The organism is Propioniferax innocua (assembly GCF_006716235.1).
GTDB classification, from domain to species: domain Bacteria; phylum Actinomycetota; class Actinomycetes; order Propionibacteriales; family Propionibacteriaceae; genus Propioniferax; species Propioniferax innocua.
Genome location: NZ_VFOR01000001.1, coordinates 1,120,850 through 1,135,743, shown reverse-complemented (window position 1 = coordinate 1,135,743; position 14,894 = coordinate 1,120,850). Strand labels below are relative to the sequence as shown.

20 protein-coding genes are annotated in these 14,894 nt (G+C 64.8%); 17 read left to right on the top strand and 3 right to left on the bottom strand.

Going from position 1 to position 14,894, the window contains the following annotated elements; translation table 11 throughout:
- Positions 1 to 95: 95 nt before the first annotated feature.
- The 3 genes from FB460_RS05410 to FB460_RS05400 all read left to right on the top strand — a co-directional run bounded on the left by FB460_RS05410 (position 96) and on the right by FB460_RS05400 (position 2,922).
- A complete protein-coding gene (locus FB460_RS05410; protein ID WP_142093031.1) occupies positions 96 to 1,922 on the top strand; it encodes a VaFE repeat-containing surface-anchored protein in 1,827 nt (608 codons plus the stop codon).
- A 239-nt stretch (positions 1,923 to 2,161) separates the two neighbouring features.
- Complete coding sequence (locus FB460_RS05405) at positions 2,162 to 2,449, top strand: hypothetical protein (RefSeq protein WP_142093030.1); 288 nt, start codon at positions 2,162 to 2,164, stop codon at positions 2,447 to 2,449.
- A 2-nt stretch (positions 2,450 to 2,451) separates the two neighbouring features.
- Positions 2,452 to 2,922, top strand: a complete 471-nt coding sequence (locus FB460_RS05400; RefSeq protein ID WP_211345838.1) for a DUF2752 domain-containing protein — start codon at positions 2,452 to 2,454, stop codon at positions 2,920 to 2,922.
- An 85-nt stretch (positions 2,923 to 3,007) separates the two neighbouring features.
- On the opposite strand, the gene FB460_RS05395 is transcribed toward FB460_RS05400, so the two are convergent.
- The 3 genes from FB460_RS05395 to treY form a co-directional block, all read right to left on the bottom strand.
- The gene (locus FB460_RS05395) at positions 3,008 to 3,271 is read right to left on the bottom strand and encodes a hypothetical protein (protein ID WP_142093029.1); all 264 of its coding nucleotides are present in this window, start codon (positions 3,269 to 3,271) and stop codon (positions 3,008 to 3,010) included.
- 106 nt (positions 3,272 to 3,377) lie between these two features.
- A complete protein-coding gene (locus tag FB460_RS05390; RefSeq protein WP_142093028.1) occupies positions 3,378 to 3,935 on the bottom strand; it encodes a hypothetical protein in 558 nt (185 codons plus the stop codon).
- A 183-nt stretch (positions 3,936 to 4,118) separates the two neighbouring features.
- The gene (treY, locus tag FB460_RS05385; RefSeq protein ID WP_142093027.1) at positions 4,119 to 6,389 is read right to left on the bottom strand and encodes a malto-oligosyltrehalose synthase; all 2,271 of its coding nucleotides are present in this window, start codon (positions 6,387 to 6,389) and stop codon (positions 4,119 to 4,121) included.
- A 58-nt stretch (positions 6,390 to 6,447) separates the two neighbouring features.
- Here treY and FB460_RS05380 point away from each other — a divergent pair, with 58 nt between their 5' ends.
- From FB460_RS05380 to FB460_RS05315, 14 genes are all read left to right on the top strand, one after another.
- Positions 6,448 to 6,606, top strand: a complete 159-nt coding sequence (locus tag FB460_RS05380) for a DivIVA domain-containing protein (RefSeq protein ID WP_142093026.1) — start codon at positions 6,448 to 6,450, stop codon at positions 6,604 to 6,606.
- 248 nt (positions 6,607 to 6,854) lie between these two features.
- Positions 6,855 to 7,802 carry an acyltransferase family protein gene (locus tag FB460_RS05375; RefSeq protein ID WP_170209954.1) on the top strand — a complete coding sequence of 316 codons (948 nt, stop codon included), beginning with the start codon at positions 6,855 to 6,857 and terminating at the stop codon, positions 7,800 to 7,802.
- A 431-nt stretch (positions 7,803 to 8,233) separates the two neighbouring features.
- Entirely contained in the window at positions 8,234 to 8,542 is a 309-nt protein-coding gene (gene rpsJ / locus FB460_RS05370) for a 30S ribosomal protein S10 (RefSeq protein WP_142093024.1), read from the top strand.
- A gap of 16 nt (positions 8,543 to 8,558) precedes the next feature.
- Entirely contained in the window at positions 8,559 to 9,224 is a 666-nt protein-coding gene (rplC, locus tag FB460_RS05365) for a 50S ribosomal protein L3 (protein WP_142093023.1), read from the top strand.
- Positions 9,221 to 9,931 (top strand): 50S ribosomal protein L4, encoded by a 711-nt coding sequence (gene rplD, locus FB460_RS05360; RefSeq protein WP_142093022.1) that lies wholly within the window; start codon positions 9,221 to 9,223, stop codon positions 9,929 to 9,931. The genes rplC and rplD overlap by 4 nt, the downstream gene beginning before the upstream one ends.
- A complete protein-coding gene (gene rplW / locus FB460_RS05355) occupies positions 9,928 to 10,236 on the top strand; it encodes a 50S ribosomal protein L23 (RefSeq protein ID WP_211345837.1) in 309 nt (102 codons plus the stop codon). The genes rplD and rplW overlap by 4 nt, the downstream gene beginning before the upstream one ends.
- A gap of 26 nt (positions 10,237 to 10,262) precedes the next feature.
- Positions 10,263 to 11,102, top strand: a complete 840-nt coding sequence (rplB, locus tag FB460_RS05350) for a 50S ribosomal protein L2 (protein WP_142093021.1) — start codon at positions 10,263 to 10,265, stop codon at positions 11,100 to 11,102.
- Between the two features lie 18 nt (positions 11,103 to 11,120).
- Positions 11,121 to 11,405 carry a 30S ribosomal protein S19 gene (gene rpsS, locus FB460_RS05345; RefSeq protein WP_142093020.1) on the top strand — a complete coding sequence of 95 codons (285 nt, stop codon included), beginning with the start codon at positions 11,121 to 11,123 and terminating at the stop codon, positions 11,403 to 11,405.
- Between the two features lie 19 nt (positions 11,406 to 11,424).
- Positions 11,425 to 11,865, top strand: a complete 441-nt coding sequence (gene rplV / locus FB460_RS05340; RefSeq protein WP_142093019.1) for a 50S ribosomal protein L22 — start codon at positions 11,425 to 11,427, stop codon at positions 11,863 to 11,865.
- Positions 11,866 to 11,867: 2 nt separating this feature from the next.
- Positions 11,868 to 12,680 (top strand): 30S ribosomal protein S3, encoded by an 813-nt coding sequence (gene rpsC / locus FB460_RS05335; RefSeq protein ID WP_142093018.1) that lies wholly within the window; start codon positions 11,868 to 11,870, stop codon positions 12,678 to 12,680.
- A gap of 2 nt (positions 12,681 to 12,682) precedes the next feature.
- Positions 12,683 to 13,102 (top strand): 50S ribosomal protein L16, encoded by a 420-nt coding sequence (gene rplP, locus FB460_RS05330; RefSeq protein ID WP_142093017.1) that lies wholly within the window; start codon positions 12,683 to 12,685, stop codon positions 13,100 to 13,102.
- On the top strand, positions 13,102 to 13,329 hold the full coding sequence (gene rpmC / locus FB460_RS05325; RefSeq protein ID WP_142093016.1) for a 50S ribosomal protein L29: 228 nt from the start codon (positions 13,102 to 13,104) through the stop codon (positions 13,327 to 13,329). The genes rplP and rpmC overlap by 1 nt, the downstream gene beginning before the upstream one ends.
- Before the next feature lie 20 nt (positions 13,330 to 13,349).
- Positions 13,350 to 13,625 (top strand): 30S ribosomal protein S17, encoded by a 276-nt coding sequence (rpsQ, locus tag FB460_RS05320; protein ID WP_425466975.1) that lies wholly within the window; start codon positions 13,350 to 13,352, stop codon positions 13,623 to 13,625.
- A 283-nt stretch (positions 13,626 to 13,908) separates the two neighbouring features.
- On the top strand, positions 13,909 to 14,859 hold the full coding sequence (locus FB460_RS05315; protein ID WP_170209953.1) for a type IV toxin-antitoxin system AbiEi family antitoxin domain-containing protein: 951 nt from the start codon (positions 13,909 to 13,911) through the stop codon (positions 14,857 to 14,859).
- Positions 14,860 to 14,894 lie beyond the last annotated feature (35 nt).

Here is a 14,894-nt window from a genome sequence, read left to right as displayed (position 1 = left end):
GAGGGGCTTTGTCCATCACAAAGCATAATGAAGAGCCAGTCACAGCGTCCGGCCCGTGGAGCGTATCGAAGCGAATCTTGGCTCTCGTCGTGGGCATGATCGTTGCGTTTGGGCTCACCCTGCCCACCGCGCAGGCCGTCGAGACCGGAAATGTGTTCAAGGGCTACATCGACGAGGCAGTCAATGAGCAGCCCCCGTATTCTCAGATGACCGAGAACAGGGTGAATCCGCTGGTGATCGAACCGGTTGAAGGTGGTGGAACTGAGGTCGTCTACTGCTTCAACCAGACGCTCTATCAGCCCACCCTGCGCGACTCGCTTCCTTATGACCCGAATGATCCCCTGTCGGGCCGTGAGCTGGAGTTCGATGAGCACTACGGCGAATCGATGCTGGGTTACGCCAAAGAGCCACGCGCGGGTGCTGATGCAGGTGTTCTGGCTGTCATCAAGAATGGCTACACCGGTGGTGCCGATGATGACGCTGCAGGGATTCAGGGCAAGTTCGGGCTGAACGACAATGAGTTCCGCTTCGCCACGCAGTTGGCGATTTGGTATTGGACTGACAGCTACGATGCTGAAACATACGATGTCTACCTCGGTGATATCAGTGATGTTGCTGCCCGTGAGCGCATCATGCAGGCCTATACCGCACTGACCGGACAGGATCCGACTACCGAATTGGTGCCGGTGGACCCCGCGAGTGCGACGTTGAACATCTATGACCCGCGTGACAGGGACGGCACGGCTTCGGATATCCAGAATCTCGTGGGCGTGAAGTTCGTGGATCCGAACACCGGTGAAGAGCCCACTCCGACTCCTACGCCGGAGCCGACCCCGACTCCTACGCCGGAGCCGACCCCGACTCCTACGCCGGAGCCGACCCCGACTCCTACGCCGGAGCCGACCCCGACTCCTACGCCGGAGCCGACCCCGACTCCTACGCCGGAGCCCACTCCGACTCCTACGCCGGAGCCCACTCCGACTCCTACGCCGGAGCCCACTCCGACTCCTACGCCGGAGCCCACTCCGACTCCTACGCCGGAGCCGACCCCGACTCCTACGCCGGAGCCGACCCCGACTCCTACGCCGGAGCCGACCCCGACTCCTACGCCGGAGCCCACTCCGACTCCTACGCCGGAGCCCACTCCGACTCCTACGCCGGAGCCGACCCCGACTCCTACGCCGGAGCCCACTCCGACTCCTACGCCGGAGCCGACCCCGACTCCTACGCCGGAGCCCACTCCGACTCCTACGCCGGAGCCCACTCCGACTCCTACGCCGGAGCCCACTCCGACTCCTACGCCGGAGCCGACCCCGCGTCCTGAGCCGAGCATCGGTACCACTGCTGTCGACAAGGCTGATGGCGACAAGGTTCTGGCTGCAGAGGGTGGCGTGATCGTTGACACCGTGGCTTACGAAGGCCTGACACCTGGGCTGGAGTACACACTGACGGGTGAGTTGATGGATAAGGCCACTGGTGAGGGCACCGGGATCACTGGTGAGGTCACCTTCACTCCAGAGGCTGTCAACGGCGAGGTGGACGTGGAGTTCACCGTTCCGACCGGTTTCGCTGGCAAGGAACTCGTCGTCTTCGAGTACCTCACTCTCGATGGTGACAAGGTTGCGGAGCACACCGACATCAACGATGTGAACCAGACCGTTGCGATCGAGGACGTCGATGGACCTGCTCCGAGCGATTCGCCGGCTCCCACCGATGAGCCGACCGACACCCCGGCCCGGTCCGATGCCCCGACTTCGGGCGCGCCGACCTCCGATGCTCCTGCTCCGACGGATGCTCCTGCTCCGGCGAAGCCTGGCAACGGTGGAACACTGCCCAACACCGGTGCACCGGCTGTGGGTCTGGCGCTGCTGGTGTCGCTCCTGAGCGGTGCTGGCTGGATGGTCACTCGCCGCAAGGCATGATCGGCTGATCCGCGTGGAATGTCAGTGGGGCGTCACCTTCGGGTGGCGCCCCACTGTGTTTGCCAAGCACGGTGGTCCACATGCGGTGACACATACGGGGCAGATGGGTAAGTGCGGGGCTGGTGGGTAAGTACGGGGCTGATGGCACATACAGGTGATGTGGACGGTGACCTCCGATCCTGTAAAGATGGGCCGACGCGAATGCCCGTCCGGGGCTCGCGCGGAACCCAGGAGAATCCATGTCATACGAGCCACATGACGCAGGGCAGCCTCCCATGCAGGATCACCCTGAGAGCACCAAGCTGCTGATCCTCAGCATCATCTCGGTGGTGTGCTGCTTGCCCATCGCCATTTACACCCTCATCAAATCCAACTCGATCATGAACGATCCAGCCTCCGCGTCGACGAACCTTGACAAGATCAAGGCTGTGCGCATCATCTCGATCATCGCCCTGGTGTGGTGGATCGCCGGCACCATCATCGGGTTCTTCAACGGACTCGGTGAGTCGTTCCTCGGGGCCAACTGATCATGGCCTCCGAGACGCGTCTCGAGGAGGTGGCGGTCACCGAGCAGGCGGCCACCACCGAGGTGCGTCCACGCGCGCAGCGCATGAGAGTGCCTCTGCTCACCGGAGCAGGGGCGCTTGCCATGTGCGTGGCGGTCAATGTCCATGACCCCAACACACCCGGGAGCTGGGGAACCTGCCCCTTCCTGGCTCTTACCGGCTACGCATGCCCGGGATGCGGCATGCTTCGGGCCACTCGAGCACTGTTCCATGGCGATGTGGGCACCGCGGTCAGCCGAAACCCCCTCATCTTCATCGCGCTGCCCTTGATGGCAGCCGCGTGGATCGTGTGGATGCGGTCGGCTTGGTCCGGGCGGGCCGCAGAACGCACGTTTCCCCTCTGGCTGTTCTATCTGCTCATCGGGGTGTTGGTCGTCTTCGGCGTGCTCCGCAACATCCCCGGTTTCGCGTTTCTCGGTCCCGGACCTCTCTGACCAAGCTCCACCTCTACGTTGTGCCGTGCAGACGCGGCTTTGCGTCGAGGTGGGAGGCATGGGAATCGTCGTACTCAGGCCCGGCTCACGGACGTCCTGAGTGGATCAGGTTCTCGTAATGCATGTTGCGTTCACCCAGGTGGCGCTCCAGTTGCTGCTCGAATCGAGTCTTGTTGAAGTAGACGCCCAGGAACCACACACCCGCCGACGCTGCGGCCGCCATGACCCCGAACGCCACGGCACCGAGCGGACCATTTCCGACGGCCTGGGCCAGCGTCACGCCCATGCCGATACCAACGAGAAGAATCAATGCTGAGAGCACACCCCAGCCACGCCAAATCAGGATCATGCGCAGAAAGTTGGCGGAACTGGAACCCATGTGGCTGCTCAGACCGCAGAAAACCGCGGGCCGCGCCGATTTCTCGGCGCGGCCCGCGAATGTATTGCAGGGATGGTCAGACGCCAGTCTTCGGCAAGCCCTTGGACCCTTCGTCGGGCGATCCGGTACCGCTGTCGGCGTCGTCGTCCGCGCTGGGCGTCTCGCTGCTCTCCGCGCTGGGCGTCTCGCTGCTCTCCGCGCTGGGCGTCTCGCTGCTCTCCGCGCTGGGCGTGGAGCTCGGATCATCGGAGGGGTCCTCGTCGAGGAAGCGAGAACCCTCCGGGTACACGTTGATCGGTTCGAGCTCGGTCGTCGTGCCATCGGCGAATTCGCAACGCGCGGTGATGAAGATGCCTTCCTCTCCGGTGACTTCGAGGGCATCGAAGTCGAACGGTTCAGAGGGGTGCAGATAGTTGGAGACCAGGAGCGTTGCGGGACCGGGCTCGGTGTGACCGAAGTAAATGTCGGAGGCGTAGAGCTCCGCGCCCTCACAGCCGGGGAAGGTGATGGAGATGGAGCCGTTCGGATCGTAGGGAGAGGTATCGACACTGATGCCGTCGGCGGCGTCTGCCGTGGTTCCGAGACCGGCGAGCAGCACCCCGCCGGCGAAAGTCGTTGCAAGGATCTTCTTCATATATGCCCCCATGGTCGGTTGCCCAAGTCGAGTTGGGCGTGTGCTATTACCGCAACTGTATAGCGTTTTCACATCGTGTGGGAGGAGCGGGGGCCACATGAGAAGAACTGCTGGACAGCTCCGTAAGCGGGCTCGGGGCGGCCGGGCCGACATCATGTGAAGGCACGCCGACGGCAGTGAGGCTCACTGCTTGGTCAGCAACGCCACCGGGTAGTGATCGAACAGGTCGTTCACGCGCACCTCGCCGGTGAACCCCGCGCCGGTCAACTGATCGGTCCAAGATCCCTGGAGCATCAAGGATGTGTCGCCCCAGCCGTCACGTTGACCAAGACCGTAAGGCAGCCGCGTGACTGCGGTGAGGGCGCCGCCACGGTCGAAACCGAGGAAATGGTCAGCCGCGTCACCGTTCGCATGCATCGGTGTGTAACCGGTGAACAGTTCAGGACATTCCCGGCGCAGGCGCAGCGCGGTGCGCACCACATGGAACTTGGCTGCACCCGACCCATCGAGCCAAGGCAGGGGAGTGGAATCCAGCATCGCGCGTCGAGCGGAGTAATCCACGGGGCGACGATTGTCGGGGTCCACCAGGGAGTCGTCGAGCATCTCTGTGCCCTGGTAGACGTCTGGCACCCCGGGCATCGTCAACTGCACGAGCTTGCGCCCCAAGCTGTTGCTCCAGCCGGGCTGCTCGATCAGGGACAGCAGCCGGTCCAGCTGGACGCGCACCGACTCGTGGTCGAAGCATGCGTCCACCGCTGCGGTGATCGCCTGCTCGAAAGTTTCGTTCACCTGCGTCCATGTGGTCTCCTGCGACGCCTCGCGCGCGGCTTTGATCACATAGTCATGCAGACGCTGGCGCTCGATGATCCCGGCGCCCACCACGGTCTGGGCGATGAGTTGGAGAAAGTTGCCGTTGGGCACCTCGGTGTGGTGCTCGAGCTCCTCGAGGAACCGCCCGTACGTGACCGGTACCTCCGACAGCGCTGCCAGGCGGGCGCGCACGTCTTCGCCGCGCTTGGTGTCGTGTGTGGCCAGAGCCGTCATGGCCTGCGGTTGGGCGCTCTGGCGTTCCTGCTGGGCGTCATGGAACGCGTCCAGTGAACCGCCGAACGTGGCCGGGTCTCCTCCGACCTCATTCAATCCGACGAAACGACTCCATCGGTAGAACGTGGTGTCTTCCACGCCCTTGGCCATCACCGCACCAGAGTACTGGCCGAAGCGTCTGCTCATCTCCGGATCGGTGGTCAGCATCGGACGCAGGGCCGCGACGGCTTCGGTCAGGTCGGGGCGGGAGTCGGTGACGCTCGCCACCGCTTGATCGAGCGGTTCGGTGGTGTCGCCGGGGTAGGTGCGATAGACGGGCATGGCCACGGCGAGTTCGGCCAGTGCATCAGTGGTCGCGGCGTCGTCACGTCCGAGAACACGAAGCATGCGGGCGCGTTCGGCGGCCAGCAGTTCGGTGGCGGCTCGACGTTTGGCGTCACCCACGTGCTCGGTGAAGGTGCGCTGGTCGGTCGCGTAACGGCGATAGAGGTCGTCGAACGCATCGGCCTTCGCGGTGTCGATGAAGGCGTGTTCCACCTCGCGCAGGGCGTCGTAGCCGGTGGTGCCTTCGATCGGCCAGTCGGGGAGTTTCTCACCCGGCTCGAGAATCTTCTCCCCGAGCAACCAGGTCTTCTCGCCGGCGAGATCGCGCAGTCTGCTGAAGTAATCGGCCGGGTCGGCGACACCGTCGGGATGATCGACACGCAGGCCGCCGACCCCTTCGGCCAGCATCCGGGCGATCCGCGCGTGCGTCGCGGCGAACACGTCCGGATCCTCCTGGCGGATTCCGGCGAGGGTCGTGATCGTGAAGAAACGGCGATAGTTCAGCTCCGAATCGCCCCGGCGCCAATCGACCAGCTCGTAGTGCTGCTGGGCGAGCACGTCGGAGAGGTCGGCGCCCGGACTCCAGGTTCCCGGCGCGAGCGGGAACCGGTGGTCGTAGTAGGCCAACAGGGGTTCGTCACCGGAGGTGTCGACGCTGAGTTCGGCGGTGTCGGCGTCGGAACCGAGGATGGGCACCAGTAGTTTTCCGCGCGTCCAGTCGATGTCGAACCAGTGGGCACGGGCGGCGTCGGGGCCGTGGGTGAGCACGTCCCACCACGCGTGGTTCTCCTGGGGCGCGGACACTCCGACGTGGTTCGGCACGATGTCGACCACCACGGCCAGACCGTGCTCCTTGGCGGCAGTCAGGAGGCGGGACCAGGCCTCTTCACCACCCCGTTCGGGATCGACCGACGTCGGATCGGTGGTGTCATAGCCGTGGGTCGAACCCTTGGTCGCGGTCAACACGGGGGAGAGGTAGACCGCCCCGACACCCAGCTCCTGGAGGTAATCCATCAGGGCGGCGGCATCGTCGAGCGTGAACTCAGCAGAGAGCTGGAGGCGATACGTGGAGCTGGGGACCGTCATGTTCCTCATCATCGCAGGAGCGGCCACGCCGCGGCCCACCCGGGCCTAGAGTTGATGCATGACTCCTTCGTGGAACCAGCGGTTCCGGATGACGCGTATGGGCTACCGCGCCGAAGAGGTGGATGAAGCCATCGCTTCCCTGCGTCAGGCCGAGAGCGCCGGACGCCCGACGCCGGATCTGATCGACGGACGAGAGCTCCGGGTCATCGGCCCATGATCCGACGCAGCGCGCATCTGCGGCTTCGCAATGGCATGCTCAGCCGCCGCGAGGCGGGCGCACCCCGGGGTGGAGTTCGCATGGAGCGCCCTCGAGTGGAGACTTCGCCGTTCCCGCCCGGGACACCCGGCCCTGGTGGAAGAAGCTCCTCGACTGATCCTTCTGCGTTGAACGGACCGTGCTGAATGAACCTCGCCCGGAAAACGTCCGAGGGTCGAACTCGTCTCCAACGCCCTCGTCTCCAATGGATGGACTCCATGCGTGGCGTCGCCGTCGTGCTCGTCCTGCTCGGGCACGCCGCAGCGCTGCCGGTCGCCTATGCCGGCCGCGTGGACATGGAGTGGATCCGCGACCTCAACGGCGTGATCGAGCCATACCGGATCCCCTCGTTGCTGGTGCTCTCCGGGTTGTTGCTGCCGCAGTCGTTGAGCAAGCCGTTGGGTACCTTCTACTGGGGCAAGATCCGGCACATCGCGTGGCCCTATCTGGTCTGGATGTGCATGTTCGCACTGGTGCCCGGGATCTCGTATCTCCTGGTGTATCCGCAGTTCTGGTTGGGTGACTACGGCAACAGTCTGTGGTTCCTCGTCGTCCTGTTCTTCTGCTATCTCACGGCGCCGGTGATCCATCTGTTGCGGATCCCCTGGTGGGTCCTCGCCGTGGTGTCGTGGATGGCCTGCTTCGCCTTCGCGCCGCTCGAGCCGGTGTGGGAGCGTCAGCTCTGGTGGAGTGGTTTCTTCTATGCAGGAGCAGCCTTCAGGCCTAGACTCGAAACTTGGCAGGAGAGACCCGCGCAGGTGGGCGGCCTGCTCGGAGCGGGGGCCCTCGGCTGGGCCCTGTGGGTGGCGGTGGGGGAGCAGCCCGTATCGCTGACGCCCCTGGCCGTCCTGGGCAGTCTCATCGGCGTGGCCCTGCTGATCTGGCTCACGCCACGAATCGAATCATGGACGCCCATGAGATGGGCCGCTCATTTCGGGCGGCGGTCGATCGTGGTCTACGTCGCGCACTATCCGTTCATGTTCGCGCTGATGCCGACCGTGGCAGGTTGGGGAGCGTCGGCGGCGGTGACTTTCGCTGTTCTGAGCGTCGCCACCCTCGTCTTCATCGTCGTCCTGCTGGCAGTCGAGCCCCACGTCAGATTCCTGTTCGTGCTGCCGAACCCCGGGCGTGTGACACCGGCCGGGCATCGTCGGTGAGGCTTCGCGCAGGCGGATTTGGAATGCTGCCGACGATCTGACAAGATATACGGGTTGCTCCGAGAGAGGCGCCGGGGTTGTGCGTGGCTGAAATCCATGCGCGGCCAGACCGTGAGTCTCCTCTCCCGCCCTTCGGGCGCAGGCTGCACTCCACAAGATGAACAGCGGTTCTTCACGGATGCATACTGCGACACGCCCGAGCGCGGGGGTCGAAGCACACAGGCTTGGGTTTGGGCCGGTGAGGAACCACTGATCCGCCCCAACCAGAAGGATCGGACACGTCCGATTCACGGGGTTCGCCCCAGCCGTCCGGGAGATCCGGGCGGATGCACGGCCGGGAAACCGGTGGACATGCAGACCAGTCGGACGCCGTCCGATCCAGAAGAACGAGTTGGACGCCGTCCGAACGGCAGACGAGAAGAGGACGAACTGTGGCGGGACAAAAGATCCGCATCAGGCTCAAGGCCTATGACCACGAGGTGATCGACACCTCTGCGCGCAAGATCGTCGACACGGTGACTCGCACGGGTGCCAAGGTCGCCGGTCCGGTGCCGCTGCCCACGGAGAAGAACGTGTTCTGTGTGATCCGTTCGCCCCACAAGTACAAGGACAGCCGCGAGCATTTCGAGATGCGTACGCACAAGCGGCTCATCGACATCGTCGATCCCACCCCGAAGACGGTCGACTCGCTCATGCGTCTCGACCTGCCGGCCGGTGTGGACATCGAGATCAAGCTCTGAGGGGACGTGATCGACAGTGAGCACATCCACTGAACGTAAGACCAAGGGGCTGCTGGGCACCAAGCTCGGCATGACCCAGCTGTGGGATGACGAGAACCGCGTCGTCCCCGTCACCGTGATCCAGGCCGGACCCTGCGTCGTGACGCAGGTCCGCACCGCCGAGACCGACGGCTACTCCGCCGTCCAGCTCGGTTTCGGTGCGGTCAAGGCCAAGAAGGTCACCAAGCCGACCGCCGGGCACTTCGACAAGGCCGGCGTGACGCCGCGTAGGCACCTCGTCGAGATCCGCACCTCCGACGCCGCCGAGTACGAAGCCGGTCAGGAGATCACCGCCGACGCCTTCGAGGCCGGCGAGCAGATCGACGTGACCGGTATCAGCAAGGGCAAGGGCACCGCCGGTGTCATGAAGCGTCACGGCTTCGGCGGCCTCCGCGCCTCGCACGGTGTGCACCGCAAGCACCGCGCCCCCGGCTCGATCGGTGGCTGCGCCACCCCCGGCCGTGTGTTCAAGGGCCTGCGGATGGCTGGACGCATGGGCGTCGAGCGCGTCACCGTGCAGAACCTCGACGTGCACTCGGTGGACGCCGAGCGCGGCCTGATCCTGGTCAAGGGCGCCATTCCGGGCCCCAAGGGCGGCCTCGTCGTCCTGCGCAACGCAGCCAAGAAGGGTGAGAAGGCATGAGCGACCTGACTGTTGACGTGAAGAACACGGCCGGCAAGAAGGCCGGCACCGCCACGCTGCCCGAAGCGATCTTCGGCCAGGAGGTCAACGTCCCCCTGATCCATCAGGTGGTCGTCGCCCAGCTGGCCGCAGCGCGTCAGGGAACCCACAAGGTGAAGGGTCGTGGCGAGGTCTCCGGCGGCGGCAAGAAGCCTTGGCGCCAGAAGGGCACCGGCCGCGCCCGTCAGGGTTCGATCCGCGCTCCCCAGTGGACTGGCGGTGGCATCGTCCACGGCCCGGTTCCCCGTGGCTATGCGCAGCGCACCCCGAAGAAGATGGTCGTCGCGGCACTCCGTGGCGCTCTCTCCGATCGTGCCGCCGAAGGTCGCGTGCACGTGGTCGAGAACCTCGTCGAGGGTGACAAGCCCTCCACCAAGCAGGCTCTGACCACGATCAAGGCGCTGACGAGTGCGAAGAAGATCGTTGTCGCGCTGGGCCGGGATGAGGACGTGGCCTGGCTGAGCCTGCGCAACGCTCCCGAGGTGCACGCGATCGTCGCCGACCAGCTCAACGCCTACGACGTCCTCGTTGCCGACGAGATCGTCTTCACCAGCGCCGCCCTCGACGCTTTCCTCGCGGGCCCGCAGAAGGGCAAGGCCGTCAAGGCCGTCGCCACTTCCGATGAAGCAGCCGCCGATCAGTCCGTGTCAGGGGATGAAGCCAAGTGAACGAGGCACTGAAGATCAGCGACCACCGCGACGTGCTGCTCGCCCCGGTCGTCAGCGAGAAGAGCTACGGCCTGTTGGACGAGAACAAGTACACGTTCCTGGTGGCTCCCAACGCCAACAAGACCCAGATCAAGATCGCCGTCGAGCAGGTCTTCGATGTGAAGGTCACCGCCGTCAACACGAACAACCGTGTGGGCAAGTCCCGGCGCACGCGCTTTGGTCTGGGCAAGCGCCCCGACACCAAGCGCGCCATCGTGACCGTCGCCGAGGGCCAGTCCATCGACATCTTCGGCCAGGTCGACTGACCGGCGGACGCTGAGAGGAACTAGACATGGGCATTCGTAAGCACAAGCCGACGACGGCGGGCCGTCGCGGCTCGTCGGTTGCCGACTTCGTCGAGCTGACTCGCTCCACCCCGGAGAAGTCACTGCTGCGTTCGCAGTCGAAGACCGGCGGTCGTAACAACAGCGGCCGTATCACCACCCGCCACATCGGTGGCGGCCACAAGCAGGCCTACCGGGTCATCGACTTCAAGCGCTATGACAAGGACGGGGTTCCGGCCAAGGTCGCGCACATCGAGTACGACCCCAACCGCACCGCGCGCATCGCTCTGCTGCACTACCTGGACGGGGAGAAGCGGTACATCATCGCCCCCGACAAGCTGGCGCAGGGAACCATGGTGGAAGCCGGCCCCGAGGCCGACATCAAGCCCGGTAACAATCTGCCGTTGCGCAACATCCCGGTGGGCACCACGATTCACGCCGTGGAGCTCCGCCCCGGTGGCAGCGCCAAGCTCGGCCGCTCTGCCGGAGCGTCGATCCAGCTGGTCGCTCGCGAGGGCAAGAACGCCACACTGCGCATGCCTTCGGGCGAGACGCGCATGGTGGACGTTCGCTGCCGCGCGACCATCGGCGAGGTCGGCAACTCCGAGCAGGTCAACATCAGCTGGGGCAAGGCAGGACGCGCACGCTGGAAGGGCAAGCGTCCAACCGTTCGCGGCGTCGTGATGAACCCGATCGATCACCCGCACGGTGGTGGCGAGGGCAAGACTTCCGGTGGCCGTCACCCGGTGTCGCCGTGGGGCAAGCCCGAGGGTCGTACGCGCAACCCGAACAAGGCGAGCAACCGCCAGATCGTCCGCCGTCGCAAGTCCGGCAAGAAGAAGCGCTGAGAAGGAGTCTGAGGAAACATGCCACGCAGCCTGAAGAAGGGCCCCTTCATCGACGACCACCTGCTCAAGAAGGTCGAGGAGCAGGCGGCCAAGGGCAGCAAGAACGCTGTCATCAAGACCTGGTCGCGCCGTTCGATGGTGATTCCCGACATGATCGGCCTCACCATCGCCGTGCACGATGGTCGCAAGCACGTGCCGGTCTTCGTGACCGACGCCATGGTTGGCCACAAGCTCGGAGAGTTCGCCCCGACGCGGACCTTCAAGGGCCATGTCAAGGACGACCGCAAGGCATCGCGCCGCTGAGCGGGCAGAAGGAACGGATATGAGTACAGAACAGAAGGCACGGCCCAGCCGTCGCGCCGCCCTGCTCGGAGACCGTCGGGGCTCGTACGCCATCGCCCGGCACGTCCGCATCTCGCCGCTCAAGGTGCGTCGCGTTGTGGACCTGGTCCGTGGACTCGACGTGACCGAGGCTCTCGACATCCTCAAGTTCGCGCCACAGGGTGCGGCTGAGCCTGTCGCCAAGGTGGTTGCGTCCGCTGCTGCCAACGCCGAGAACACCGATGACCTTCGTATCAACGACCTGTACATCTCGCAGGCATTCGTCGATGAGGGTGTCACCATGCGTCGCATTCGTCCCCGGGCCAAGGGGTCGGCGTCGCGCATCATGAAGCGCGGCAGCCACATCACCGTGGTCGTGGAGTCGAAGACAGACGCCCAGAACAAGAACAAGAAGAACGACGAGAACGAGAAGGAGGCCTGAGGATGGGTCAGAAGATCAACCCGACCGGCTTCCGGCTCGGCGTCAGCACCGACCACGTCACCCGCTGGTATGCCGACAAGGACTACGCGGAGACCGTGGGCGAGGACGTCAAGATCCGTGAGTGGATCACCGAGAACCTCGAGCGCGCCGGTATTTCGTCGGTGGAGATCGAGCGTCGCAGTGAGCGCGTCACGATCTTCCTGTACGCCGCGCGCCCGGGCATCGTGATCGGTCGCAATGGCGCTGAGGCGGAGCGCGTCCGCGGCAAGCTGGAGAAGCTCACCGGCAAGCAGGTGCAGCTCAACATCCTCGAGGTGAAGAACACCGAGATCGATGCACAGCTCGTTGCACAGGGCATCGCTGAGCAGCTGGCCGCCCGCGTGGCGTTCCGCCGCGCGATGCGCAAGGCTCAGCAGTCAGTCATGCGTTCTGGAGCCAAGGGCATCCGCATCAAGTGCTCGGGCCGTCTCGGTGGAGCCGAGATGTCGCGCTCGGAGGGTTACTCGGAGGGCCGCGTGCCCCTGCACACCCTGCGTGCCGACATCGACTACGGCTTCTTCGAGGCCCGTACGACCTTCGGCCGCATCGGTGTGAAGGTCTGGATCTACAAGGGTGACGTTTCCGGCAGCCGTGCCGAGCGTGCCGCCCAGAAGGCCGCGCGTCAGAACGCCCAGGGTGGCGGACGTGGCGGCCGGGGTGGACGCGGCCGTGGCGGTCGTCCGGAGCGTGGCGGTCGCCGTCGTACCGAGCGCGCAGCGAGCGGTGCCCCCAAGGCAGCCGAGGCTGCTTCGACCACTGAGAACGCAGGAGCCTGAGCATGCTGATTCCCAAGCGCGTCAAGCACCGCAAGCAGCACGCCCCGAAGCGTCGGGGTGACGCCAAGGGCGGTACCGAGCTGGCGTTCGGTGACTACGGTATCCAGGCGCTGGACAGCCACTACGTCACCAACCGTCAGATCGAGTCCGCTCGTATCGCCATGACCCGTCACATCAAGCGTGGCGGTAAGGTCTGGATCAACATCTACCCGGACCGCCCCATGACCAAGCACCCTGCCGAAGCCCGCATGGGTTCGGGTAAGGGATCGCCCGAGTGGTGGGTCGCCAACGTCAAGCGCGGCCGCGTCATGTTCGAGCTCGCCGGTGTGCCCGACGAGGTTGCCCGTGAGGCACTGCGTCTGGCCATCCACAAGCTGCCCATGAAGGCTCGCATCATCAAGCGCGAAGGGGGAGATCTCTGATGGCTGACACCGCCACTGCCGCTGACCTGCGTGCGATGAGCCGTGACGAGCTGAACGGCAAGGTCACCGAGCTGAAGGAAGAGCTGTTCTCGCTCCGCTTCCAGGCGGCAACGGGCCAGCTCCAGAACACCGCGCGTCTGCGTGGTGCTCGGAAGGACATCGCCCGCGTCTACACGGTGCTGCAGGAGCGCAACCTCGGCATCATCGAAGAGCCCGAGAGCAAGTGAGGCAGACCATGAGCCAGAACGTGTCCGAGAACACCGAACAGGTGCGCGAAGGCGCCCGCAAGGTGCGCACCGGCCTCGTCGTCAGCGACAAGATGGACAAGACCATCACCGTCGCCGTCGAGGACCGCGTGAAGCACCGCCTCTACGGAAAGATCATGCGCAAGACGGTTCGTCTGAAGGCGCATGACGAGAACAACGACGCCAACGTCGGCGACCGCGTGCGGATCATGGAGACCCGCCCGCTGTCGGCCACCAAGCGCTGGCGTCTGCTGGAGATCCGCGAACGCGCCAAGTGATTCGCTGATTCGTATGAGCGCAGAGGGCCGCACCCCAATTGGGGTGCGGCCCTCGTTGCGTGCGGTTTGCTGCGTGGCGTGTGGGGCACCGGCGGAGTGAGTCTTGGATGTGCCCTGATCCGCATCTGACTTTGAACCTGAGGGTTTGTGGTCGCTGTCGGTCACAAACCCTCAGGTGTACCGCTCGGAGCTTTCATCCACAGGCGACAGCCCCAAGGCTGACTTCTCCACAACCTTGCCGGGAGCGGTTCGCTCGGGCGTACACCCTTCCATGGTGTGTGGTGTGCACGCTCGCCAACGACTTCCTCATGACCTCATCTCCCTCGCCGCCAGACAACATGGGATTCTGACCTCTTCGCAGCTTCAGACCGCCGGGATCAGCCGCAAGGTCATCAAGACCATGAGCCGTGATGGACGCCTGCACTGGCTGGCCCGTGGGCACTACAGCATCCACTCACCGTCTCTGCGGACCTTCGCGCATGCCGGCGCCATGATCGGAGGGCCGAGGGCTGCGGTCGGTGGGCTCGCCGCCGCCCAGATTCTTGATCTGCAAGTCAGTGCTCTGCCCAAACCTGAGACGATCACCATCTGGGTCGAGAAGGATCGGCGAGTGGATCCACGACCTCGATGGGAGTTTCGGCAGGACTGCATCGGCCGGCTCGAGCGCGCTGGCCAGAACAGCCGAGTGATTGACCGTCATGACGTACTACTCGACGTGAGCGAATCCCTACCATCACGAGCCGTCATCGGCTGGTTCCTGGACTGTCTTCGGGAAGGTCAGGTGAGCGCGCAACGTCTCCGACATCTGCTCGATGCACGGGCGCGTCACAAGCACCGGTGGTTTCTCCACGGTGTCATCGCCGACGCGGTCACCGGGATCGAGTCAGCCCTCGAGCATCAGTACGTCACACAAGTGGAGAAACCCCATGGGCTCCCGATTCCCCAGCGTCAGGTGGTGATTGCAGGTCACCGCAGTGACGCATGGTTCCCCGAGCAGCGCGTGACTCTCGAACTGGACGGCTGGAACTACCACAAGGACACCATCCGGGCCGACGCCCACGTCGATGCAAAACGGGCCGCACTCGGCATCGTTCCCCTGCACATCGGCTGGGAGGATGTGATCGCTGAACCATGCCGGACGGCCCAGATGATCGCCGATGTGCTGCGAACCCGCGGTTGGCTCGGATCCGCGAGTCGGTGCCGCTCCTGCCTGGCGCACACCGCCGCAGCATGACGTGTGCAGCCCGTGTCACACATCTCCCGCACGAT

Bases quoted from the DNA above. Each gene is read 5' to 3' on its own strand.
- FB460_RS05405 (WP_142093030.1), top strand. From the start codon at position 2,162: ATGTCATACGAGCCACATGACGCAGGGCAGCCTCCCATGCAGGATCAC.
- rpsS (WP_142093020.1), top strand. From the start codon at position 11,121: ATGCCACGCAGCCTGAAGAAGGGCCCCTTCATCGACGACCACCTGCTC.
- rplV (WP_142093019.1), top strand. From the start codon at position 11,425: ATGAGTACAGAACAGAAGGCACGGCCCAGCCGTCGCGCCGCCCTGCTC.
- rplP (WP_142093017.1), top strand. From the start codon at position 12,683: ATGCTGATTCCCAAGCGCGTCAAGCACCGCAAGCAGCACGCCCCGAAG.
- FB460_RS05410 (WP_142093031.1), top strand. From the start codon at position 96: ATGATCGTTGCGTTTGGGCTCACCCTGCCCACCGCGCAGGCCGTCGAG.
- rpsC (WP_142093018.1), top strand. From the start codon at position 11,868: ATGGGTCAGAAGATCAACCCGACCGGCTTCCGGCTCGGCGTCAGCACC.
- rpmC (WP_142093016.1), top strand. From the start codon at position 13,102: ATGGCTGACACCGCCACTGCCGCTGACCTGCGTGCGATGAGCCGTGAC.
- treY (WP_142093027.1), bottom strand. From the start codon at position 6,389: ATGACGGTCCCCAGCTCCACGTATCGCCTCCAGCTCTCTGCTGAGTTC.
- FB460_RS05390 (WP_142093028.1), bottom strand. From the start codon at position 3,935: ATGAAGAAGATCCTTGCAACGACTTTCGCCGGCGGGGTGCTGCTCGCC.
- FB460_RS05400 (WP_211345838.1), top strand. From the start codon at position 2,452: ATGGCCTCCGAGACGCGTCTCGAGGAGGTGGCGGTCACCGAGCAGGCG.
- FB460_RS05375 (WP_170209954.1), top strand. From the start codon at position 6,855: ATGGACTCCATGCGTGGCGTCGCCGTCGTGCTCGTCCTGCTCGGGCAC.
- rplB (WP_142093021.1), top strand. From the start codon at position 10,263: ATGGGCATTCGTAAGCACAAGCCGACGACGGCGGGCCGTCGCGGCTCG.
- FB460_RS05380 (WP_142093026.1), top strand. From the start codon at position 6,448: ATGACTCCTTCGTGGAACCAGCGGTTCCGGATGACGCGTATGGGCTAC.
- FB460_RS05395 (WP_142093029.1), bottom strand. From the start codon at position 3,271: ATGATCCTGATTTGGCGTGGCTGGGGTGTGCTCTCAGCATTGATTCTT.
- rplD (WP_142093022.1), top strand. From the start codon at position 9,221: ATGAGCGACCTGACTGTTGACGTGAAGAACACGGCCGGCAAGAAGGCC.